At 41.3% G+C, this 22,363-nt stretch carries 24 protein-coding genes and 1 riboswitch; of the genes, 22 read left to right on the top strand and 2 right to left on the bottom strand.

Annotated features, from left to right (window positions below):
• From ACTHPA_RS06705 to ACTHPA_RS06695, 3 genes are all read left to right on the top strand, one after another.
• Complete coding sequence (locus ACTHPA_RS06705; protein WP_440499388.1) at window positions 1–1,449, top strand: spore germination protein; 1,449 nt, start codon at window positions 1–3, stop codon at window positions 1,447–1,449.
• Window positions 1,450–1,511: 62 nt separating this feature from the next.
• Window positions 1,512–2,840, top strand: coding sequence for a diaminopimelate decarboxylase (gene lysA, locus ACTHPA_RS06700; protein WP_440499387.1), 1,329 nt, complete (start codon window positions 1,512–1,514; stop codon window positions 2,838–2,840).
• A gap of 336 nt (window positions 2,841–3,176) precedes the next feature.
• Window positions 3,177–3,548, top strand: coding sequence for a GNAT family N-acetyltransferase (locus ACTHPA_RS06695; RefSeq protein WP_440499386.1), 372 nt, complete (start codon window positions 3,177–3,179; stop codon window positions 3,546–3,548).
• Between the two features lie 118 nt (window positions 3,549–3,666).
• On the opposite strand, the gene ACTHPA_RS06690 is transcribed toward ACTHPA_RS06695, so the two are convergent.
• Entirely contained in the window at window positions 3,667–4,179 is a 513-nt protein-coding gene (locus ACTHPA_RS06690; protein WP_440499385.1) for a DUF309 domain-containing protein, read from the bottom strand.
• Window positions 4,180–4,231: 52 nt separating this feature from the next.
• Between ACTHPA_RS06690 and ACTHPA_RS06685 the strand changes: the two genes are divergently transcribed.
• The 17 genes from ACTHPA_RS06685 (at window position 4,232) to ACTHPA_RS06605 (ending at window position 19,183) form a co-directional block, all read left to right on the top strand.
• Window positions 4,232–4,975, top strand: a complete 744-nt coding sequence (locus tag ACTHPA_RS06685; protein WP_440499384.1) for a segregation/condensation protein A — start codon at window positions 4,232–4,234, stop codon at window positions 4,973–4,975.
• A gap of 3 nt (window positions 4,976–4,978) precedes the next feature.
• Window positions 4,979–5,593, top strand: a complete 615-nt coding sequence (scpB, locus tag ACTHPA_RS06680; RefSeq protein WP_440499383.1) for an SMC-Scp complex subunit ScpB — start codon at window positions 4,979–4,981, stop codon at window positions 5,591–5,593.
• Window positions 5,590–6,591: a D-alanyl-D-alanine carboxypeptidase family protein gene (locus ACTHPA_RS06675; RefSeq protein ID WP_440499382.1), complete on the top strand. Its 1,002-nt coding sequence runs from the start codon at window positions 5,590–5,592 to the stop codon at window positions 6,589–6,591. Before scpB ends, ACTHPA_RS06675 begins: the two co-directional genes overlap by 4 nt.
• 117 nt (window positions 6,592–6,708) lie before the next feature.
• Window positions 6,709–7,440, top strand: a complete 732-nt coding sequence (locus ACTHPA_RS06670; RefSeq protein WP_440499381.1) for a pseudouridine synthase — start codon at window positions 6,709–6,711, stop codon at window positions 7,438–7,440.
• Window positions 7,441–7,531: 91 nt separating this feature from the next.
• Window positions 7,532–8,062, top strand: a complete 531-nt coding sequence (gene resA, locus ACTHPA_RS06665; RefSeq protein ID WP_440499380.1) for a thiol-disulfide oxidoreductase ResA — start codon at window positions 7,532–7,534, stop codon at window positions 8,060–8,062.
• A gap of 16 nt (window positions 8,063–8,078) precedes the next feature.
• A complete protein-coding gene (gene resB, locus ACTHPA_RS06660) occupies window positions 8,079–9,731 on the top strand; it encodes a cytochrome c biogenesis protein ResB (RefSeq protein ID WP_440499379.1) in 1,653 nt (550 codons plus the stop codon).
• A 2-nt stretch (window positions 9,732–9,733) separates the two neighbouring features.
• Window positions 9,734–10,918 carry a c-type cytochrome biogenesis protein CcsB gene (gene ccsB / locus ACTHPA_RS06655; RefSeq protein WP_440499378.1) on the top strand — a complete coding sequence of 395 codons (1,185 nt, stop codon included), beginning with the start codon at window positions 9,734–9,736 and terminating at the stop codon, window positions 10,916–10,918.
• A 105-nt stretch (window positions 10,919–11,023) separates the two neighbouring features.
• On the top strand, window positions 11,024–11,743 hold the full coding sequence (locus ACTHPA_RS06650) for a response regulator transcription factor (RefSeq protein ID WP_440499377.1): 720 nt from the start codon (window positions 11,024–11,026) through the stop codon (window positions 11,741–11,743).
• Complete coding sequence (locus tag ACTHPA_RS06645; RefSeq protein WP_440499376.1) at window positions 11,736–13,535, top strand: ATP-binding protein; 1,800 nt, start codon at window positions 11,736–11,738, stop codon at window positions 13,533–13,535. Before ACTHPA_RS06650 ends, ACTHPA_RS06645 begins: the two co-directional genes overlap by 8 nt.
• Before the next feature lie 89 nt (window positions 13,536–13,624).
• Window positions 13,625–14,152: an RNA polymerase sigma factor SigX gene (locus tag ACTHPA_RS06640; RefSeq protein WP_440499375.1), complete on the top strand. Its 528-nt coding sequence runs from the start codon at window positions 13,625–13,627 to the stop codon at window positions 14,150–14,152.
• Window positions 14,153–15,358: a hypothetical protein gene (locus ACTHPA_RS06635; protein WP_440499374.1), complete on the top strand. Its 1,206-nt coding sequence runs from the start codon at window positions 14,153–14,155 to the stop codon at window positions 15,356–15,358.
• 81 nt (window positions 15,359–15,439) lie between these two features.
• Window positions 15,440–15,571: riboswitch (FMN riboswitch) on the top strand.
• A gap of 214 nt (window positions 15,572–15,785) precedes the next feature.
• On the top strand, window positions 15,786–16,367 hold the full coding sequence (locus ACTHPA_RS06630) for an ECF transporter S component (RefSeq protein WP_440499373.1): 582 nt from the start codon (window positions 15,786–15,788) through the stop codon (window positions 16,365–16,367).
• 211 nt (window positions 16,368–16,578) lie between these two features.
• Complete coding sequence (locus ACTHPA_RS06625; protein ID WP_440499372.1) at window positions 16,579–17,646, top strand: DUF4085 family protein; 1,068 nt, start codon at window positions 16,579–16,581, stop codon at window positions 17,644–17,646.
• A 37-nt stretch (window positions 17,647–17,683) separates the two neighbouring features.
• Window positions 17,684–17,899 (top strand): hypothetical protein, encoded by a 216-nt coding sequence (locus ACTHPA_RS06620; protein WP_440499371.1) that lies wholly within the window; start codon window positions 17,684–17,686, stop codon window positions 17,897–17,899.
• 173 nt (window positions 17,900–18,072) lie between these two features.
• Window positions 18,073–18,510, top strand: a complete 438-nt coding sequence (locus tag ACTHPA_RS06615; protein WP_440499370.1) for a GNAT family N-acetyltransferase — start codon at window positions 18,073–18,075, stop codon at window positions 18,508–18,510.
• Between the two features lie 25 nt (window positions 18,511–18,535).
• A complete protein-coding gene (locus ACTHPA_RS06610; RefSeq protein ID WP_440499369.1) occupies window positions 18,536–18,736 on the top strand; it encodes a hypothetical protein in 201 nt (66 codons plus the stop codon).
• A 90-nt stretch (window positions 18,737–18,826) separates the two neighbouring features.
• On the top strand, window positions 18,827–19,183 hold the full coding sequence (locus ACTHPA_RS06605) for a hypothetical protein (protein ID WP_440499368.1): 357 nt from the start codon (window positions 18,827–18,829) through the stop codon (window positions 19,181–19,183).
• A gap of 299 nt (window positions 19,184–19,482) precedes the next feature.
• Here ACTHPA_RS06605 and ACTHPA_RS06600 read toward each other — a convergent pair whose 3' ends face one another.
• Window positions 19,483–19,740: a ferredoxin gene (locus tag ACTHPA_RS06600; protein WP_060207861.1), complete on the bottom strand. Its 258-nt coding sequence runs from the start codon at window positions 19,738–19,740 to the stop codon at window positions 19,483–19,485.
• 108 nt (window positions 19,741–19,848) lie between these two features.
• On the opposite strand from ACTHPA_RS06600, the gene ACTHPA_RS06595 reads away from it, so the two are divergent.
• Window positions 19,849–20,892: a helix-turn-helix domain-containing protein gene (locus tag ACTHPA_RS06595; RefSeq protein WP_440499367.1), complete on the top strand. Its 1,044-nt coding sequence runs from the start codon at window positions 19,849–19,851 to the stop codon at window positions 20,890–20,892.
• Window positions 20,889–22,328 carry a RecQ family ATP-dependent DNA helicase gene (locus ACTHPA_RS06590; RefSeq protein WP_440499366.1) on the top strand — a complete coding sequence of 480 codons (1,440 nt, stop codon included), beginning with the start codon at window positions 20,889–20,891 and terminating at the stop codon, window positions 22,326–22,328. Before ACTHPA_RS06595 ends, ACTHPA_RS06590 begins: the two co-directional genes overlap by 4 nt.
• Window positions 22,329–22,363: the final 35 nt, after the last annotated feature.

The raw sequence follows: 22,363 nt of genomic DNA, 5'->3' as shown, positions 1-22,363 counted from the left end.
ATGGCTAATTTATTCACATCTTTGAAAGACGGAGAAGAATGGTTCCATAGTAAATTCGGGGTGAACGAAACATTCGATGCTACGGCGAAGACCGTGCATTTATGGGGAATGCCTGCATTATTGCTTTATATTAACGGACTCGTTGATGGAGGAATTTTGACGACACTGTTAACAGAAATGCAAGAAGGGATGCAGCCTGAGAAGGATAACTTGGATGATCCCGAATGGTTCCTTACGTATTTTCCTTATTACGCTCTTTCGGATGTCGATGAGAAAGAGAAATTTCTTAATAACATATTAAGCGGACAAGTAGGCTTCATACTCCCCGATGGCTTTGCGTTCATCGGGGATATTCGAAGCTATCCGGGCAGGTCGCCTGAAGAGCCCGACACAGAAAAAGTCATTCGGGGATCTAGAGATGGCTTTACTGAAAATATCATTACGAATACGGCTCTAGTAAGAAGACGTTTGAAGACGGAAGATCTTCGTTTTGAAATGCATCAGACGACTGTTAACGGCAAGACGGACGTTGCAATCACGTTTATGAAAGGGGCTGCAAGTGAAGAGCACCTATCCTATATTCGTGGAAGGCTAAATGACATCAAACATGATGGACTTACAATGACTGATAAATCATTGGAAGAATTTCTATTCAAGCAACGCTTTCATCCGATGCCTTTCGTCCGTTTTACAGAACGTCCTGATATTTGTGCCGCCCATCTTTTGGAGGGCCACATTGCAATCATTGTGGATACGTCTCCATCCGTAATTTTGGTTCCTGCAACGATTTTCCATCATTTGCAACATGCGGAGGAATACAGACAAGCGCCTTTCATCGGGACCTTTGTCCGTTGGCTCCGTCTTTTAGGAGCGTCGCTCAGTCTGTTATTGCTTCCATTTTGGTATTTGCTTTCAACATACCAGCAATATTTGCCGATTTCCCTAAGTTATATCGGGCCAAATGATCCGGGATCAGTCCCTCTTCTCGTCCAATTATTAATCGCGGATATTGGCATAGAAGTATTGCGGATGGCCGCCATTCATACCCCTTCACCGATGACGACGGCAATGGGCCTCGTTGCTGCAATTGTAATCGGCCAAGTGGCGATTGATGTAGGTCTTTTCACAGGAGAAGTCATATTATACGTCGCTGTTAGTGCGATTTTCACTTTCGCCATACCATCGTTTGAATTGAGCATTACAACGAAAGTGTTCAGGATCTTTATTCTAATATTGACGGGTCTACTCGGGGCACCGGGTTTCTTCTTAGGAATCGCTTTCCTCTTTTATTATTTGGCATCCCTCAAACCGATGGGCATTCCTTATTTATGGCCGGCTGTACCATTCTTCCCAGAGGCTATGAAGCGTGTATTGATCCGCTATCCAATGACGATTGATGCACCGAGACCCTTTATAACGAAAGCGCCAGAGCGTAATAGGCTTTCGTAGAGGATTGATAACATGCTTCCAGTTATGATAAAGTTTTAACAACATGACTTGGAGGAATGAATATGCATCTATATGGAACTCAATCGGTGAATAATTTAGGCCACTTGACGATAGGCGGAGTAGATACTGTAGATTTAGCTCATATATATGGAACGCCTTTGCTTGTTTATGATATTGCTCTCTTCAAAGAACGTGCTACTGCCTTCAAGGAAACTTTTTCCAAGGCGGGGATAAAAGCACAAGTAGCATATGCAAGCAAAGCTTTTTCTTCCATTGCCATTTATGAGATTGCTAAGCAGATGGATCTCTCGTTGGATGTTGTATCTGGCGGGGAACTTTATACGGCGGCTGCTGCCGATTTCCCACGTGAAAAAATTCATTTTCACGGGAATAACAAAAGTTATACAGAATTGCAATTTGCATTCGATGAAAAAATCGGTTGCATCGTAGTAGATAATTTCTTGGAAATTGAAATGCTGAAGGAGATTTCAGAGTCACGCAAGGAAAAGATGAACGTACTTTTGCGTGTCACTCCTGGTGTTCATGCGTCAACCCATGACTATATTACAACGGGGCAAGAGGATTCGAAATTCGGTTTCGATTTGAAGAACGGTCAAACGGACGATGCGTTTTTGAAGCTGTATAACCATCCTTACATTAACATGCTCGGCATGCACTGTCATATCGGCTCCCAGATTTTTGAAACAGACGCATTCCGCTTCGCTGCGGAAGCGCTCATGGAAAAAATGATCGAATGGCGGGAGAAATTCAAATTTGTTTGCACGGTACTCAACTTGGGCGGTGGTTTTGGCATTCGGTATACAGAAGAGGATACACCGCTTCATCCTTCCGCTTACGTGGAAGAAATGGAGGACGTCGTGCTTTCAATGACACGTAAGCATAATTATCCATTACCGGAAATTTGGATTGAACCGGGTAGATCATTAGTCGGGGATGCTGGTACAACGTTGTACACTGCGGGGAGTAGTAAAGAAGTTCCGGATGTTAGGACTTATATAGCTGTCGATGGCGGGATGTCTGACAATATCCGTCCAGCCTTATATGAGGCAAAATATACAGCGGCGACGGCAAACAGAATGTTGGATCCTCACGCGGATAAAGTAACAATAGCGGGTAAATGTTGTGAATCCGGGGATAAATTGATTGAAGATGCTTATATTGCAGAACCTGCTGACGGAGATATCATTGCGGTTTTCTGTACAGGAGCATACACATACTCTATGGCTAGCAATTATAATCGACTTCCCAAACCAGCAATCGTATTTTGTGAAAACGGTCAACATCAATTAGTTGTTCGCAGAGAAACATATGAAGACGTGATTAGGCTAGACATCCCATTACAAAGGACTGAACAGGAAATTTCATCATGAAAAAACGGAATATAATACTTTTCTTGTTCATACTTTTAGCTGCAATCATTTGGGGAGGAGTTTACTGGTACTTTATTGCCCCTTTTGCCGGCCCGAATAAATGAACTTTCTCTATCATTGAAAAAGCCCTGGCTATCATGTACGATAATGAGAAACTTCACTCGGTGGTCTATCTTCCTCCACAGAGTATTAGTTGAATCATATCGTGCATTTACTGGCAGTTTAGCTTTCTGAATATGTGGAAGTTGTTGTGCTAATGAATGCGTGATAATTGTAATTCGGAGGCAATCCTTTTACCGGGATGACAGCTTAGGATTTTGAAAAGAAGGGATTTCAATGATGCTTTTACGATACAAGAAGGCGTATGAGAAAATCGCAATGGGCTTGCTTTCTTATATGCCCGGAGAAAAGTCTGTTAAAAAATTGCAGGAAACGATTCAACAGTACGAAAATGATGAAGACTGGCAGTTATTTCTTTTAAAAATAGACGAAGATTTTATCGGCCTCGCCGGCATCATGTTGGATGAAGATTCATACACGGTCATGCACCTATCTGTGAATCCATCGTTTCGTGGAGAAGGAATCGGTAGCAAGATAATCGAAAAACTAGGTGATTTATTTCCCGACTTGGAATGTAAGAGTAATGAGTATACAGAATCGTTCATGAAGAAATGCCGTCAAAAGGAAGAGCAACAACAATCCGAATAGAAAAAGAGTGTAGACAAAGTTAATTTTCGACTTTGTCTACACTCTTTTTGGGGAAGTTATGATGAATAAGGATTTCCTCAGCCTGATTGAAAACGCTTGCCAACAGGCTGGGCGCAGATCATTGTGGTCTGCGCCTTTTCTTTTCGCGTTCTGCAAGTATATTGGAACGATCCCGCAGCATATGTTTATGAATGACAGCATCACTTCCCGCAGGGAGAAGTTCCATTGTTGCGGCCATCTCATCGACAGAGCGTTGAAGGACTTCCGATGTGAGTAGGATAAGGAACGGAGAGAACGATTTCCCGTTATGTAGTTCGTGGATGGATCTCTCTATATCCTGGACAAGCTGTCGAAAATCGATATCTTCCGTATAACGCGCGTCATTCTCACCAAAGTCGAGCATCCTATTTTTCGCTTTTATGATCGTTCGGTATGCTCCTTCAATATTGTCCCTTCTCCAATGATAAAGACCGGTTGATAATAGGATAAAGGCAGTAAGCGGGTGATCTTTCGAATATCCAGGTATAGATTTCCAATACTCTTCAAGCACTTCATGACACTCAAAGTAGTCTTGATTCCTATTGAAATAAACAATAAAATTTAAGAATAACGGATGATGATACGGATGCATGAAATCATTCCTTTCTGCAAAAGATGCAAACATACGTAATGGAGGAGTCAGATTGACTTACAAAGTTAAATTAGAGGCGTTTGAAGGACCTCTTGATCTATTATTACATTTAATCAACCGACTTGAAATCGATATCTATGATATTCCCATGGCGGAACTGACACATCAGTACATAGAGCATCTCCACACGATGCGTGTTTTAGAATTGGACGAACTAAGCGAATACTTAGTATTAGCAGCCACCTTAATTGAAATCAAAAGCAAAATGCTATTGCCTGTCCATGAAGGCGAAGTATTGGATGAGGACAATGAATACCATCTAGAAGAAGACCCACGGGATGAATTGGTTGCCCGTCTCATTGAATATAAAAAATACAAAGAAGCTGCACATTCATTAAAAGAATCAGCCGATGATCGTGCAGGACATTTTACAAAACTGCCAGCAGACTTATCCGAATATGGTGAAGTGGCTGTAACAATGACTGAAGAAAAGATGAACGTCTTTGACCTGATCGGCGCATTCCAAAAAATGCTCGAACGAAAAAAGTTACGCGCTCCGTTAACCGCCAAAATCGCGAAATCGGAGCTTTCGGTAAGTGAAAAGATGGATAAAATCATGACATCACTTGAGAGAAGAGGCGGCAGTTGTGACTTTGAAAATTTATTCGAAAAAGATGATGTTGAAGATTTAGTTGTAACATTTTTGTCATTGTTGGAATTAATGAAACGGCTAGACATTATAGTTAAACAAGAAAGCAATTTCGGTAAAATGATGGTCATGGTCGGAGGGGTGTGAATTATGGAAACGATTAATGAACGACTTACTGGAATGTTGGAAAGCTTTTTATTCATCGCAGGTGATGACGGTCTGACATTAAGCCAAATCGCTACGTTGCTCCAAGTTGAGACAGATGCTGCCGCAGCGATCGCTGAAGGGTTACGTGTGAATTATGAAGATAGGCCAGACTCAGGTATCACTTTGCGTCTGTACGGTGGGCATTACCGGCTCGTGACGAAAGCCGAGTTCGCGGATGACATTCTACGTATGCTTGAAAATCCGACTCGAAACTCAATTACACAAGCCTCCATGGAAGTGTTGGCTATTATCGCGTACAAGCAGCCCGTTACTCGGGTCGAAATCGACGATTTACGCGGTGTGAAATCCGACGGTCCAATCCAGACGCTCGTTGCAAAAGGATTTATTATGGAAAAAGGACGTATGGAAGCAAGCGGCAGACCAATACTTTACGGGACGACTGATTTATTTTTGGATAGATTCGGATTGGAATCAATCGAAATGCTCCCTCCATTGGTTGAAGGCGATCAGGAGGAGTCATTCGGGGATACAGATCTGTTCATGACGAAATTCCAAGAAGCATTTGAAATGACAGAAGAAGGAGGAAACAATGATTGAGGCAGGCGATAGCCATTGTTCTGTTCCTATCGGTTTTATTGACTGCACTTCCAAAAGAAGCGGCGGTAGGTGGAAGTGCCTGGGTGGTCATAGACGCGGAGACAGGGCGTCTATTGGACGGGTCCAATGAAAATCTCCAATTGCCAATTGCGAGCTTGACAAAAATTTGGACTGCATTGACGTTCATTGAAAGCGGGAATGTAGATGGCGAAATTGTCATTTCGCCCGAAGCTGCTTCTGCTGAAGGCTCTTCTATCTATTTGGAGCAAGGCACTAAAATGGATGCCGATGCATTGTTGTATGGCCTCATGCTTCGATCTGGAAATGATGCTGCCTACGCACTCGCGGAGCATGCTGGAGGTTCGGTTGAAGGTTTTGTCGACTTGATGAATAAGAAAGCTGAATTGCATGGCTTGGAGAGGACAACTTTTATCAACCCATCAGGGCTTCACAATGATGAGCATCTGTCAACGGCTTACGAGACGGCATTAATGCTCTATTTTGCAATGAAGAATGAGAAATTCAAAAAAATCGCCTCTGCAGAAAACTTCGTCTATCGCAAAGGGGATGAAGTAAGAAGTTGGAGGAATAAACATCGCTTAATCCATACGAATGACAATGTCAAAGCCGGAAAAACAGGTTTTACAAAAGCTGCTGGAAGAACGCTTGCCACCTATTTTGAGAAGGACGGTAAAAAAGTGATAGTCGTTACGTTGAACAATGGGAACGACTGGAATACGCATGAACAGTTGGCGAATGAGACGTTCCGCAAGTATGAAAATGTTACGGTTGCGAAAAAAGGTAAATACCGTATCCTTCCCGGGGTCAAAGGTGAATTAAAAAGACCGATCGTTTTGCTATTGAACGAAGACGAAGTGGAAAGAGTCTCTCATGTCGTTTATATACCGAGGAAGAACGACCGGAAAGTGAAAGGGACTTGGACGGTATCGCTTGATAATGAATTGCTGATTACAGCGGAAATTGATATTGATAAGTAACATTTCATTGATCTGAACATGAAACATTTAGGGAAGACTGACTGAATATAGGTCGGTCTTCTTTTCATTTGCAAGGAAATATGACATAATTTTTTGAGGTAGAAGGAAGGTGACGAATTGGAAAGATTACAAAAAGTATTGGCACAAGCGGGCGTAGCGTCGCGTAGAAAAGCGGAAACACTGATCGTCGAGGGGAAAGTGAAAGTAAACGGGAAAGTTGTTACAGAATTAGGGACAAAGGTGACACGCGCAGACCGAGTGGAAGTCGAAGGCGTGGAGCTTGTCAAAGAGCAATTTGTTTATTATTTGCTATATAAACCTAGAGGCTATATATCGACTGTCAGTGATGAAAAAGGCAGAAAAACGGTGTTAGATCTCCTACCAATGGTTGAGGAAAGAATTTTTCCTGTAGGTAGGCTTGATTTTGACACGTCCGGAATCATCATCATGACGAATGATGGAGATTTCTCATATCTTATGACCCATCCGAAATTCGGTATTCAGAAAAAGTATGTTGCAAAAGTGAAAGGAATACCAGAAAGAGACGCATTGAAAAAATTGGAACGGGGCATAGAGCTTGAGGATGGTATGACAGCGCCTGCCCGAGTGAAAATGCAGTCGTTTGATAAGAAGACTGGCACAGCGATTGTTGAAATCACCATTCATGAAGGACGCAATCGTCAAGTCCGTAGAATGTTCGACGCGATTGGCTGCCCGGTCCAAAAATTGAGACGTGAGACATTTGCAATGTTGACGACACAAGGTTTAAATGCGGGAGAAGCGCGTGAATTAACAACCCATGAAGTAAAACAACTACGAGTGCTTGCTGAAACTGGGAAAATCGGATAATTGTCACAAACCTATCACGACTTCACAAATACTTCACTACTTGTTTTGCTATAATTAAAATCGGAATCTTATTACGTTAGGGGGCTATCAATTGTCCAAGGCGAATAAAAAGCGATCGCGCCTCATTTTCAGAGGGGTAGTTTTACTTTTGCTTGCTTCAGCCATTCTATTTTCCATTTTCTCGAAAGACAAAGTCAAAGTCCTGGCAGTCGGTGACAAAGCCCCGGATTTTGAACTCGTCGATCTTGAAGGGAACAAGCATCGGTTATCCGATTACGCAGGAGAAGGCGTTTTTCTAAACTTTTGGGGAACGTGGTGCCCTCCTTGTAAACGGGAAATGCCTTATATTGAAGATCAATACAATGCCTTCAAGGAAAAAGGTGTCCATGTTTTGTCCGTGAATATCGCCGAGTCTGATTTGAAAGTGGATACATTCCGTGATCAATACGGTCTTACGTTTCCAATCGTTATCGACAAAAAGAAAGATGTAAAGGAACTTTACAATATTGTTCCTTTACCGACGACATTTTTGATTGATAAAGAAGGGCGGATTACGAAGGTTATCACGACAGAAATGACTGAGGATGAAATCATTTCGTACATGGAAAGCATCCAACCTTGATAAGGAGTTCGAACAGATGAGTAAAATCAAATGTCAATGCGGTCATGACAATCCATTCGGAACAGTACTTTGTGAAAAATGCGGCCGACCATTGACCGAGGAAGCAAAAAATAGTGAAGTTGTCGATATGCGTTACGAAGGATCTGCCCGTAGATCTCAGACGTATAAACGATCGATCATCGACAAGATTTGGAATTTCTTTTCGAGTGTAAAAATTGGGGTAAGCATTATTATCGCGGTGCTTGCCACCTCAGCGATCGGTACGCTTTTCCCGCAGAAATTTTATGTGCCGGTGAATCAGGACTCACCAGCGGAATTATTAGCATATTATGAACGCCTGTATGGAATTGTGGGAACGCTCTATTTTAAATTAGGCTTCTATGATATGTATAATAGCTGGTGGTTTAAAATACTGATCGGCATGCTCGGAACTTCCATTATCATTGCGAGTGTCGATAGGGTGATCCCGCTTTATAAATCATTGAAGAAGCAGCGAACGAAACGACATACTTCTTTCATGAAGCGTCAACGGATTTACGGTACAGGCCCGTCTGACGATGCAGATTCATCTCTTGCAAAAGCGGAAGAACAACTTAAGAAAATGAAATACAACGTAAAAACGGAAGATGGAGCAATTTTAGCTGAAAAGAACCGTTTTTCGCGTTGGGGTCCATATGTTAACCATACCGGCTTGATCATTTTCTTATTCGGTATCCTATTGCGAGGTATTCCAGGATTCTATGTCGACCAGACGATGTGGATTCGGGAAGGTGAATTACGATCGATTCCTGGTGCTCCGGACTATTATTTAGAAAGTAATGATTTCAGCATTGAGACGTATTCGAAGGAAGAAGCCGATGAAGTTTTTGGTAAAGCGATCGATCGTGTCGGTACAATTGTGAAATCCTATCAGACGGATGTTTCGTTATACAAAAAGAAAGAAGGCAGTTTGCCGGGATCAACAGATCTAGAGCATGTCAAAGACTATCCAATCATCGTCAACAAGCCATTGAAGTTTGATGGATACAATATTTTCCAAATGGATTATCGTTTGGACGAGTTGAAATCGATGACAATGCAGTTGATCGAAAAGAAAAGTGGAAAGTCGTTCGGACAATTTACAATCGATCTGGATGACCCAGAAGGAGTATATGAACTGAACGATGGAGCAAGAGTCGATTTAATCGGGTATTATGCGGATTATGACGGTGTCGAAAATGGCGAGCCTGTTTCCAAATCACCAATTCCGAACAACCCTGCATTCATCTTCAACATGATTACTCCCGAAAAACCAAAAGGAGAAAAAAGCTTTGTCGCAATAAGACAAACGCTTGAAACTCAAGAAAATGCATATCAAGTAAAGTTTGTCAGTGCTGAAACTCGGGATATTTCCGGCTTGACGATTCGCAAGGATAAAACATTGTATGTTCTTCTATTAGGTGGAATCATTTTCATGATCGGTGTTATCCAAGGATCTTATTGGAACCATAGACGGATTTGGATCCAGAAAGGTGAAAGCGACGAATTGCTTGTCGCTGCCCATACGAACAAAAACTGGTTCTCATTGAAAAAGGAATTGGACACGGTTAAAGATTATGCAGATCTGCCGGGATATGAAGACAGATTGGACAAAGAGTCGTCACCTGCGGAAGAGGAAGGAGAAAAATAATTATGGGATTAGCATCGTTAAGCGCTAACCTGCTATTCGTTTCTTTCGTTGCTTATTTAGTAGCCACTCTTTTTTTTGGCGGAGCAGTGAAAGGCGCTAAATCGGAAGCATCCTATAGAAACCATAGATGGGGCAATGTCGGCATCACGATTACGATCATTGGATTCATCACGCATCTCGGTTATTTCATTACGAGATGGATGGCTTCTGGCCATGCTCCGGTCAGTAATATGTTTGAATTTACGACAGCGTTCGGCATGATGCTCGTAGGGGCATTCATTCTACTGTTTTTCTTATATCGCACGCCATCCTTAGGATTGTTCGCATTGCCGATTGCAATTATAATCATCGGTTACGCAAGCATGTTCCCTCAGGACATTACACCGCTTATACCGGCGCTGCAAAGCCACTGGCTGACAATTCACGTCATCACTGCCGCGCTTGGTGAATCAATTCTTGCAATAAGTGCGGTTGCGGGTCTCATATATTTAGTGAAGAATGTCGATATGACAAAACCGTCTAGACAGCGATTTTGGATAGAAGCCGTTATGTTCACTCTCGTTTTAGTTCTTGGTTTTGTCATATCTTCGACAACATTCAAGCTAACAGGATATGAAGCGCATTTTACGTATATTGATAAAAACGAGGCACCTGCGAAAATCGAGTATAATTACCCACCGTTATTTGGGATGAACGAATATGAAGCACAAACACCTGGAGCGATGAAGCCATGGGCGGAAATGCCAGCGATTGTTAATGCAAAAACGCTGACTACATTTGTTTGGTCTGTCGTGACAGGAACGATTCTTTATATTATATTACGACTTATCTTCCGCAAACCGATCGCTGCCTTATTCCAGCCATTTGCGAAGAAAGCGAATTCACAGCTCATGGATGAAATCGGCTACCGTTCCGTTTTGATCGGCTTCCCGGTCTTCACACTTGGAGCTCTAATCTTTGCGATGATTTGGGCGCATGAAGCTTGGTCCAGGTTCTGGGGTTGGGACCCGAAAGAGGTTTGGGCCCTAATTACATGGTTGTTTTATGCGGCATTCCTCCATCTCCGTCTTTCAAAAGGATGGGAAGGAGAGAAATCTGCCTGGCTTGCGGTTATAGGATTTGTCATCATCATGTTCAATCTAATCGCCGTGAATCTCATCATAGCAGGCCTGCATTCATACGCGTAATCCGATTTAGGACTGCACAAAGCCGTAAAGGTGCTGTGCAGTTTCTTTTTTTATATGCTACTTGTACAATAAGAACAGAAGTGTAGTTGAAAGGGGACTTGGATGATGGAAGAGACTGTTAGGTTATTAGTGGTGGATGATGAGGACCGGATCCGCCGTCTTCTCACTATGTATTTATCCCGTGAAGGCTTCGAAATTGATGAGGCAATAGATGGAGCCGAGGCGATTGAAAAAGCGCTTGCGAATCATTATGACTGTATTTTGCTGGATTTAATGATGCCTGAAAAAGACGGTTTAGAAGTATTGCAGGAACTTCGAGATGAAAAGAAAATGACACCTGTCATCCTATTGACTGCGAAGGGCGAGGAATCGGATCGAGTGACAGGTTTTGAAACGGGTGCAGATGATTATATCGTCAAGCCGTTCAGTCCGCGTGAAGTTGTATTGCGCGTAAAGGCGATTTTGAGAAGATCGGTCACTTTCCCAGATTCAACAGCTGCGAACAGTTCAAAGGATCTCGTTGTCTTTCCGCAATTGACGATCGATCATGACGCACACCGTGTGACGGCGGAAGGGAAAGAAGTGAACTTGACACCGAAAGAATACGAATTGCTCTATTTCCTTGCAAAATCACCAGACAAGGTGTTTGATCGCGAGCAATTATTGAAGGAAGTATGGCACTATGAATTTTTTGGAGATTTACGCACAGTCGATACACATGTAAAAAGGTTGCGCGAGAAGCTGAGCCGTGTATCGGAAAGCGCTGCTAAAATGATTGTTACAGTTTGGGGTGTCGGCTATAAGTTCGAGGTTCCGAATGAATAGGATATGGCATTCAATCGTCGGGAAGCTATGGGCAACCATATTGCTTCTCGTTTCCTTTGTTCTCTTTATCGTCACTGTCCTACTACTTGAATTTCTAGACAATTTCCATACGAATCAGGCTGAGGATTCATTGCGCAGGGAAGCAACGACAATCGGAAAAATCGTTCTTGATCACGAAAACGAATCTGCGATGCGGCTTATCATTCAGGACATATTGGATAATGAAACGAATGCGATGATCATTGATTCAGACAAAGAAGTCCATTATTCATTTCATAAAGGATTGAATCAAGAAAAGATCGTGAAGAAAATTTTATCGGAACCAAAATTTTTCTCGAATATTGAAATCAATAAAAAAGTAGTAAAAGAAATGATTCTCCCATCTCTTGGAGATGAGAACGTCATGGAACAATTTCTTGTTCTCGTGTATCCGTATGATGAAGTTGACGGTAAAATCCAATCAATTGTCATGTACCAAAGCCTCGATGCCGTACACCGTACGACGAAAAGGACGACGAATATCGTTTTCCTATCAGCTTTCATCGCTTTCATTTTAACGACTATATTCGCTTTCTTCCTTTCCACGAAAATTACTTCTCCATTGCGCGGAATGAAGCAAGCCGCCTTTGAATTATCTAAAGGAAACTTTGAAACACGTCTACCGGTCATGCAAAATGATGAAATCGGCCAGTTGGCGACTGCATTCAACCAGATGGGCAGACAGTTGAAATACCAAATGGAATTGATCAAGCAGGAAAAGGAACAATTATCAAGTATCCTCACATCAATGACAGATGCAGTCATCACTTTCAATCGAGACTATTCGATTCTTTTAAGCAACCCGCAGGCAGAACGTTTATTGCAGAAATGGTATTTTGCCAATGGGGCCGATGATAAAGTGTTGCCGAAGGAAATTTTTCATATGCTGGAGCACGCAATCACATTTGCGGAGGAAGTCGAGGATGAGCTTGAAATAGGCGGCCAGTTTTACGGTATCTCGATAAGCCCCCTCTATAGCGAAAATAGCATTCGTGGTGCAGTAGCCGTGTTGCGGGATATGACTGATCAGCATAAGCTTGATAAGCTGAGATCCGATTTCATAGCAAATGTGTCTCATGAATTGAGGACGCCAATTTCCTTACTGCAAGGGTATAGCGAAGCGATCATTGATGATGTAATGACGAGTGACGAGGAACGAAATGAAATGGTGCAGATCATCCACGATGAATCGAAACGGATGAGCCGTCTCGTAACAGATCTGCTCGACCTCGCAAGGATGGAATCGGGCCATATGCGACTATACAAATTGAATTTCCCTCTCATTCCTTTCTTGGATAGAGTTCGAAATAAATTTATGCAAATCGCCCGTGATTCAAATGTGATGCTTACATTGGATTTTGATGAGAAAGACAAGGATATTGCCCTTTTTGCTGATGATTTCCGTTTGGAACAAGTGTTCACAAATTTGATTGATAATGCAATCCGCCATACGCCAGATGGAGGAAAAGTGACAGTTGGTGTCGAAAGAAAAGGGGATATGGTTGAAATTTCCGTCGCCGATACGGGGAGCGGCATACCGAAAGAGGATCTCCCGTTTATTTTCGAACGTTTTTATAAAGCTGACAAAGCACGGACGAGAGGTAAAGGCGGAACCGGTCTAGGGTTAGCGATTGCGAAAAACATCGTTGACTCGCATGAAGGACGGATTACTGCGGAACTAGGTGATACATCAGGTACCATCTTTAAATGCGTATTGCCAATCGGTCCGAAAGATTCAAATGCTGAAGAGTAAGCGACGGGAAAAAACGTCAGCAGGAAAAGTAAACGGGGATGAAACTTTTCATCTTGAATTACGACTAATGTATTGAACGGGGGGATTTTGTGGATGACTCCGTTTTCCACAGGCTATACGAGCAATATCATCAGGATGTTTTCAATTTCCTCATCTATATAACAGGAGATCGACATTCATCCGAAGATCTTATGCATGAAGTGTATGTCAGAGTGCTGAAAGCCTATGCTGGTTTTGAAGGGAAGAGCTCTGAAAAGACATGGCTCTTTTCCATCGCGAAAAATGTCGCCATTGACCACTTCAGAAAGAAGAATGTACGGCAAAAACATCAATTCGATAAGTTCGACTGGGAGCAAAGTGAGTTGCCTTCTACAGGAAATACTCCCGAAGAAATTGCATCGTTAAATGAAGAGATGAGACAGTTGCTTCGAATATTAGATACGTGCACAGGCGACCAAAAGATGGTGATCGTTTTGCGTTATTTCCAAGAGCTCTCTATAGCAGAAACGGCAGACACTCTTGGTTGGACCGAAGGAAAAGTGAAAACGACACAGCATCGAGCAATTAAAGCATTGCAAAAGAAATTGAATGCTCTTTCGGCAGAGGAGGGAAGATGAATGACAAACAATCAATGGGATGACGACAAACTGGAAAACCTTCTTCATTCCATGCCGAAAATTGAAGATAACCGTTCAAAAGAACAAATTTTGGAGCGGCTTAAACAAGATGAGCGCATGAAAAAAACGCGCCGAATGAATCCAAAGAAATGGATGCCTGTCATCGTGGCAGCAGCTGCATTGCTTCTCTTTAGTTTTATTATCCCTTCCATGCTTAACAGTAACAAGAATGATGGGGCAATGGAGGATTCGGGTGCTCCTCGTGCATTTAAAGCCGAACGGGCGATAGACTCCTCAACTGAAAATGAAGCAGCGGTGGAATCTGCAGATCCCTTTAATGCTTCTGATGCAACGGAGTCAGCAGCGCTGTCATCAGCAAATGTTGAAAGCCATGTCGTACTTGCAGACGAGTTTTTTGATTTTACTCCTTTTCAAATTGGATTAGTGGAATCTGCAAATGTTGTTCCTATCACATTCTTGATTCCTGATTCGCAGATCCGTTCTGATTTTCCTGATGGAAGTCCGTCAAGCATCGAGCTGTATAATAAATATGCAGCTGAATTTCCGGAAGAGGAACTTGGTTTCGACGACTATCATCCGTATAAAGGCAAGGTATATGAGGAAAATGGTATACTTCATCATCAAATCCCTGCCGAGCATTCGTATGATCTGTCATCTGCTATAGTAGATTTTTATTTCAATTCAATGAAAGAAACTTTTCTTGAATTTGAAAAGCTGCAGCTCGTCGATGAAAAAGGCAATCCGACTTCTTTTGAGAGTATTGGTAAATCCAATGCTGTCGACTTGAATAATCCGTTTCCTTATTATCGATATACAATGCCTTCCGGTAAAGTCTATTTAGCTCCATATGAGCCAGCTGGCACTGTTAATACAGTAGCGGAAGGACTCCTCGAAATGAAAGAAGTCAATGGGGATATTGTACAATCACTAATTCCCGATAATATAGACTATGAAGTACACATGGATGATGAAATAGCTGTTATTACGTTCAAAGAGCAATTGGATGTCACTGCTTTTGATCAAAATATTATGAATCAGATGATAGAAGGATTCATGCTTACGGCAAAAGGTTATGACAAGCAAGTCCGTCTCGAGAATGTAACCGAAGATAGCTTTGGCAAGTATGATCTGACAAAGACATTGCCAATGCCAATCGGCGGCAATCCAACATGGTTCACTCCATAATTAGGTAGGCAAGCGTTTTGTAAACAGAAGAGTTTACAAAACGCTTTTTTCTGGATACAATAGAGTTGTAATATAATATTGATTCATCTTCGGGGCAGGGTGTAATTCCCGACCGGCGGAAATGGAAGTTCAACTTCCTAGCCCGCGAGCGTAACAGCTGATTCCGGTGAGATTCCGGAGCCGACAGTATAGTCTGGATGGGAGAAGGTGAAGGTGCAGCCGTCTTTTTGTGTTGTCTACAAAAAGGGTGCTTATTTAAGTATGGGAATGTGTAAAGGGAATTCACCTTTATTGCAAACCTCTATTTAATGTTGCCTTTTAAAACTCTCCCTAAAGCTCAGTTGCTTTAGGGATTTTGTTTTGGACAACAAAAAGCGGTTAGACCTTTCCTCTTTTGAAGTGAATCGCAAAAGGAGAGAGGAACAAAATGAACAATAAGAAATTACGCAGGATGATTCTCATCGCAATCCTGGGAAGCATTTCAACGGTATTGATGCAATTGAATTTCCCGCTGCCTGCATTGCCAGCATTCCTGAAAGTCGATTTCAGTGAAATTCCAGCTGTATTGGCGATCATGACGATGGGTCCTGTGGCAGGTATCGCAGTTGAATTGCTTAAAAATGTATTGCATTGGTTTTTATCGGGAAGCCCTACAGGTGTACCGGTAGGCGAGCTTGCAAACTTTGTAACTGGCGTCCTTTTCATTATGCCAATCTACTTCATCTTTAAGAAGGTTCAAAATACAAAAGGCCTGACAGCTGGCTTAATTACCGGAACGGTTATTATGGCTGTCGGAATGAGCGCATTGAATTATTTTGTGTTCTTGCCAATGTACACGTACTTTTTGAATATGCCTGCTTATACAGGAGAGGCAATGTTCAATGTTATCGTACTAGGGATTCTTCCTTTCAATTTAATAAAAGGCATTATGCTGATGGTTATTTCGTTGCTGCTGTATAAGAGCATGAGCAAATGGATCGACCAACAAAACCGTCAGTTGACGATGTAATAACTATAGATTTCATGGGTATGTGAACAGATAATTGTTCACATACTCTTTTTTTATACTTCTTGAATCTCCTTATAACTTGCAGATATTACTAATATTATCGATTATAAAGTGTTATACTTGTTGTACAAATTCGAATACTTTTAACAGGTGAAAAGGACAGATACTAAATTATATTACGAGAGTTAGACAACTTAAAGGGAGCAAAACAATGTTTTTCTTATCACGTGAACGACAGGAAGTTTTTGAGGCAGCACATACATATCCGTTTGAGGAAGAGATCGATGGTGAATTTGAAAAATATTTATATGAAAATTTAGTGCACTACATAGATGTCTTTCCACAAAATTTTCAATCTCAAATTATAGAACGAACATTATTTCGAAATGATACGTCAATGCATGAATTTAAAGAATGGTGTAAAGAGATTATTGAACAGTTCATAACTAAGAGCAATGCGATTTATGAAACGCGTGATTCAATAGTAGAACGCTTTCATCCATCTGCACAAACCGTTTTTTCTCAGTCATTTCATGACGGTGAGATTATTAATGCTGAGGAACAAGGAACTGAATTTACGCTTCTATTAGATATGAGAGGCGGCTTTTCAGTTGAGTCAATTGTGCAGTTAGTGTTTCATGGTGCACAAACTGAGGGCGAGCTTGAAGGCTACTATGTATATGACGAGCTAATAAAAATTGAAGATAGATTTGGATTACGAGTTTTGTCTAGCTTTGGAAGTTCTTATAGCGAATGGACGATTTATTTCAAAGAAGTCACAGCAAATTACTTATACCGTCCTGCTGTTTATATTGAACCGGGAGAAATTGTTACGTGGGATGATTACGTTTCTGCGCTCAATCAAGACGACAAATATTATATTATAAAAGACATGCGCTTTATAGAGATTGATTTGGGTAGTCTCTCACAAACGAAGAATGGTATTTTCGCTGGAGAGATTTTCGTAGGAGAAAATTTTAATGAGGCAAGAGAGCGAATTTACTGCGCAACTTACGAAGATCCTTATGCACATTTGAGTGAGCCGATTCCGACTGATGAATTGATAGTTGCTATGTTTGATCCTGACCAAAATATTCGAGTACGTGCCTTCAATACGATTTTTGCACTAGGAGAAGATGTAGCATATATCGTTAATATGGCGCTTCGTAAAGCGAATGTAAGTCCAGATGAAGATATGTATTTTGACATTCTAGCAAGTCATTTTAATCAACTTGGTTGTTTAGAGGATGATGTAAAACTGAAATGGCTTATGAAATAAGAAGAGAGATGTTAAATAAAACAAAGAGGTGTGACTGATGAGCGATCGATTTGAATTAAGTTTTAAAAACAAGGTAGTGAGAATGTGGTTGCTTCTTATGATACCGACTGTCATTGTACAAATATGTCTCACACAGTTTACTGCACTACCGAGAGAAATCCCTGCACTAATTCCTGCCATTCCATTGACGATCTTTTTTATATGGCTTTATCTGCATAAAAGGAAACAAAAGAAAGAGCATTTTGTTGTCTAATTGTTTATTTTCAATAATCGGATTGGTACTGGCACAAATGAAGCATAAAATTAGTAATTTCAAATCGTTTCCAAATACGCAATATGCTTTTTCTATTAACGGAGTTCTTATTGAATAAGTAGGTGCGCCTTTTGGTGTGGTAGCTTTGCTGTTTAGGGTGGAAGGTGAAAGTAATGACAATAGAAATTAGACCAATCCAACAAACAGATCTCATGGATGTAGTCGGATTGATGGGTGAATTAGGTTATCCTACAAATCTCGAAGAATTAACGAAGCGGTTCGGGTTACTTCAAAATCATCTAGATTATGAAGCGTTAGTAGCTGTTCAAAACAATCATGTTATAGGTTTTGCGGGGGTATGTAAGGCACTTGCATTTGAGTTTACAGGTATATATGTGCGTATTATTGCGTTTGTTGTAAGTTCCAAACAACGTCAGCAAGGGATTGGAACAAAGCTATTAAAAGCATGTGAAGAATGGGCAATTCAACAAGGTGCAGTAGCTATAACTTTAAATAGTGGCAATCGAGAAGAGCGTCACGCGGCACATCATTTTTACTCTAGCAATGGCTATGTAGGGAAAAGTACAGGATTTTCAAAAAAGTTAATTTGAGATCAAGTGGTAGGAGGGAGCAATAATGTTCACTGATTTTTATGGTGATTTCAATTCAGTAGTTGTTGCTTTGTTGTGTTGGTGGATAGCTTTGCTTTTTTTTCAAAGGGTTGCGTATCGTTATCCTAAAAATAGTAGTTGGAAGAAAGATGTTGTTTTCACTTTTTTCCAAAGCATATTTGTCATACTTTCTCTTCCTATCTTTGCCTATTTCATTGGCCCTTAATAAATATGTCATTGAATTAAGACTCAATTTTTACTCCATAGCAACTTACTTAAAAAGAAAGAGACAAAGATATACTTTGGGGGAATTCAAATGAAAAAGCCAGTAATAGTAATCCTAACCATGTTAATAGAAATGGGATTGTTGTGGGCTATATCCATATTGATCAAATGGAATCTTATGGAGTTTCTTTTCATAGGGAGTTTATTACTATTTGCTATACCATGGTTGTTTCTATATTTTAATAATCAAAACCAAAACGTATATAACGCAAGTGTAAGAGGAATGACGGGGCAGGATGCAGGAGGAGTTAAATTGTTCCGATTTCGTTTTTCACCAATCATTCTAGGTTTAGTCTTGTTTATGGTTTTAAGTTTTTGTTTGACTGTTTTCTATTACTACGAATACTTTATCGAACTGACATTGTTTATACATGTAGCAAAGGGATAAAATCGGCGAAAAGTGTCCACCTGTAACGAAAGCAACGATTGATAGACTGGGTATACAACAAAAAGAGGCTATCCGGATTACATATCTCCGGCAGCCTCTTTGATTGCTTTACGTCCAGCTTCAGGCGCTATTAGGGTGCCTTAATTTTTGCCAAAAACGCAGAAATACGGCAAATCGAACCCTTCGCAGTTCCATTTGCTCAGGTCATAAGCCAGCCCTGCTGCAAGGCAAATTGCGCCGTTTCGCATGTGCGTCTTATGCATGTCGCATCTGAGCGAGCGCCCTCGGCTTTTGCTTATTTAGTCTTCATATTTTAATGGATCGCCATCGAACGGTGCGTCCGCGACTTTGATCGAATCAGTCGGGCAGCCGTCAAATGCGTCTTCCATATCTTCCAATAGTTCTTCTGGAACTTCTGTAACGCCCGTGTTATCATCAAGAATAACGTAGGCAATCCCCTCATCGTCATAATCGTAGATGTCAGGTGCAGCAGCGCCGCAAGCTCCACATGCAATACATGTGTCCTGGTCAACGATGGTGTATTTTTTGCAAGTCATTGACGTTCTCTCCTCTTTTCTCCGCACTATCTGATTAGTTCCCTTATCATTCTAAAGCTGTTTTCATTTGTTTTCAACAAAAAAACATACTTTTCAGGGGGGCATGTCATGAATTTGTCAATAATTCTACTATTTATCATAAGCAAAATGAATGGACAACGGACTTTGAATGCTGGACTCCATTTGCTTCGTGGAAAGAAATCCGGGCAAACTTTGCAAGATGTTGACTATTTCAACGTCAAACATTTATTTGGCATCTTGCCAAAATTAGACGAAGCAACCTATTTGGAAGTTGCAGATGAATTAAAGGACATGGGATTCATTGTCCAAGTTGAAAAGTTTATTCGTATCACTGAGGCGGGGGAAAAGGCATTAAAAGGGATTCCCGAATTCCACTTCAGCGGATGGGATTATAGAGGACGGGAAATGATCTTTTTCAGCAGACTTTCATTGCTCGTCCAAACCCTATCTTATATGCGTGAAAGGGACACGTCATTCATACCGATTCAAAAAGATCGGGAAATCCAGCTTTTCGTTAAGAGACTCTTAGATAGACAACCGGTTACAGATCCTAGTTTTGCTAAATACATAGGTTATGAATTAAAAAAAGCTCTTAAGATTAGCGGAATGACAAATATACAAAAATATATATTCGCTTGCCGGTTAACTGGAAGATTAGAAACTGCGAAGACGTGGGAGCAATTGTCGATCGACCTAGATGAGCCGACCGATACGCTTCGTCTGCTATTCATCGAAAGCTTACATAGACTTTTACGTGCACTTGAACAATCGGATGATTTTCCGTATCTTAAACAAATTGCCTACGATATCAAAGTGCATACGTATTTGACTGATTCCGCTTTGCAAACGAAACGGTTATTTGAACAAGGGTATTCCATGGAAAGCATCGCGACCATACGAAAATTGAAAATGAGCACGATTGAAGACCATATTATCGAAATAGCAATGGATGATAAGAATTTCCCACTAACACATTTCGTTGCAGAGGAACAAATCCGCGCGGTAGTTTCGAAATCGGCTGAAATGGGGACGAAGCGACTAAAACTTTTGAAAAATGAATTTGAAACACTTTCCTATTTTAAAATCCGTCTCATTTTGGCAGCTAGTAACGAAGGGAGGGTGGATGAATGATGGATTTGAAGGAGATTTTACAAGAGCGATTTGGATATGAAAACTTCCGCCCGGGACAAGAAGAAGTGATTCGTCACGTTTTGACCAAAAAGGACACGATTGCCATTTTGCCTACAGGGATGGGTAAATCTCTTTGTTATCAGTTGCCAGGGACTCTTATGGAAGGCGCTGTCCTCATCATCTCTCCGCTCGTCTCATTAATGGAAGACCAGACGATGCGGATGCGGCAAAGTGGCGAAAAACGTGTAATCGCATTGAATTCTTTCCTTCATTACCCTGAACGGCAAAGAATCGTCGCCCAGCTTCATCACTATAAATTTATCTTTATTTCTCCTGAGATGCTTTCCCAAGAATCATTTGGACGACAATTAAACCGATTACAAATTTCGTTAGTTGTTGTCGACGAAGCACACTGTATTTCCCAATGGGGTTTCGATTTTCGTCCGGATTATTTACGCATTGGAGACTTCTTGAACGAAATGGGCCGTCCTCCAATATTAGCTTTGACTGCTACGGCAGATGAAAAGGTGTTGAACGATATTCAGCAATATCTTCGAATGGAGAAGCCCTATGTAGTACGTCATTCATTGGACCGTCCGAACATTTCCTATTCAATTCACGAAGTGTATTCAATTGCTGAAAAAACTGCTTGGATCAAAGATAGGGTAATGCAAACGGCAGGACCTGGAATCATTTACGCGTCCTCGAGAAAACGTGCAGATGAATTGGCTTTCGAACTCCAGTTGGAAGGTGTAGCTGTACAATCCTATCATGCTGGGAAGGACCAAGATGACCGAGCCATCATTCAAGATCAGTTTCTCAATGGCACTCTTGAATGGATATGTGCAACGAATGCATTTGGAATGGGGGTCCATAAAGACGATATCCGACAAGTGATCCATGACCACCTTCCCCCCACAGTTGCCGCATATATGCAAGAAATCGGTAGAGCGGGAAGGGATGGCCGTCCGGCTGCAGCAACGTTGCTATATATGCCGACTGACGAGCATACGACAAGTTTCATCATTCAATCAGACATGCCTAGTGAAAACGAAATCCGTCATTACTACAAGTTGATGGATGAAGGACACACTTCTGAGAAAGCAGCCGAGTTAGCTAGTTTGACAGAGACGGGAAAACGGGTAATTGATTATTATACGGAGCGATATTCACTGGATGAAATACTGTTACGATTTGAGGGGCTTTCAAATGAAAAGAACGTACAACTTCAGCAAATGACCCATATAGTCAAATGTGGAGAATGCATCCGGCAAGCTGTTCTATTGTATTTTGGGGAAATATGTCGGAGTAAACCTGACGAATGCTGTTCGAATTGCGGGCTCAGTCCAGTTGGTTGGCTTACGGAAAAAGTAATTAGGAAGAGTAGTAAGGAGAGAGTTAGCTGGGATGAAAGAATTACGATTCTACTTGGATAACAGGTCTGATTCCCGTTTACTTTTACGACAATATT

Origin of the sequence: Sporosarcina sp. SAFN-015 (genome assembly GCF_051966875.1) — a bacterium.
Lineage (GTDB): Bacteria > Bacillota > Bacilli > Bacillales_A > Planococcaceae > Sporosarcina.
The sequence above is the reverse complement of the archived record's forward strand: the minus strand, read 5'-3'. Positions and strand labels throughout refer to the sequence as shown.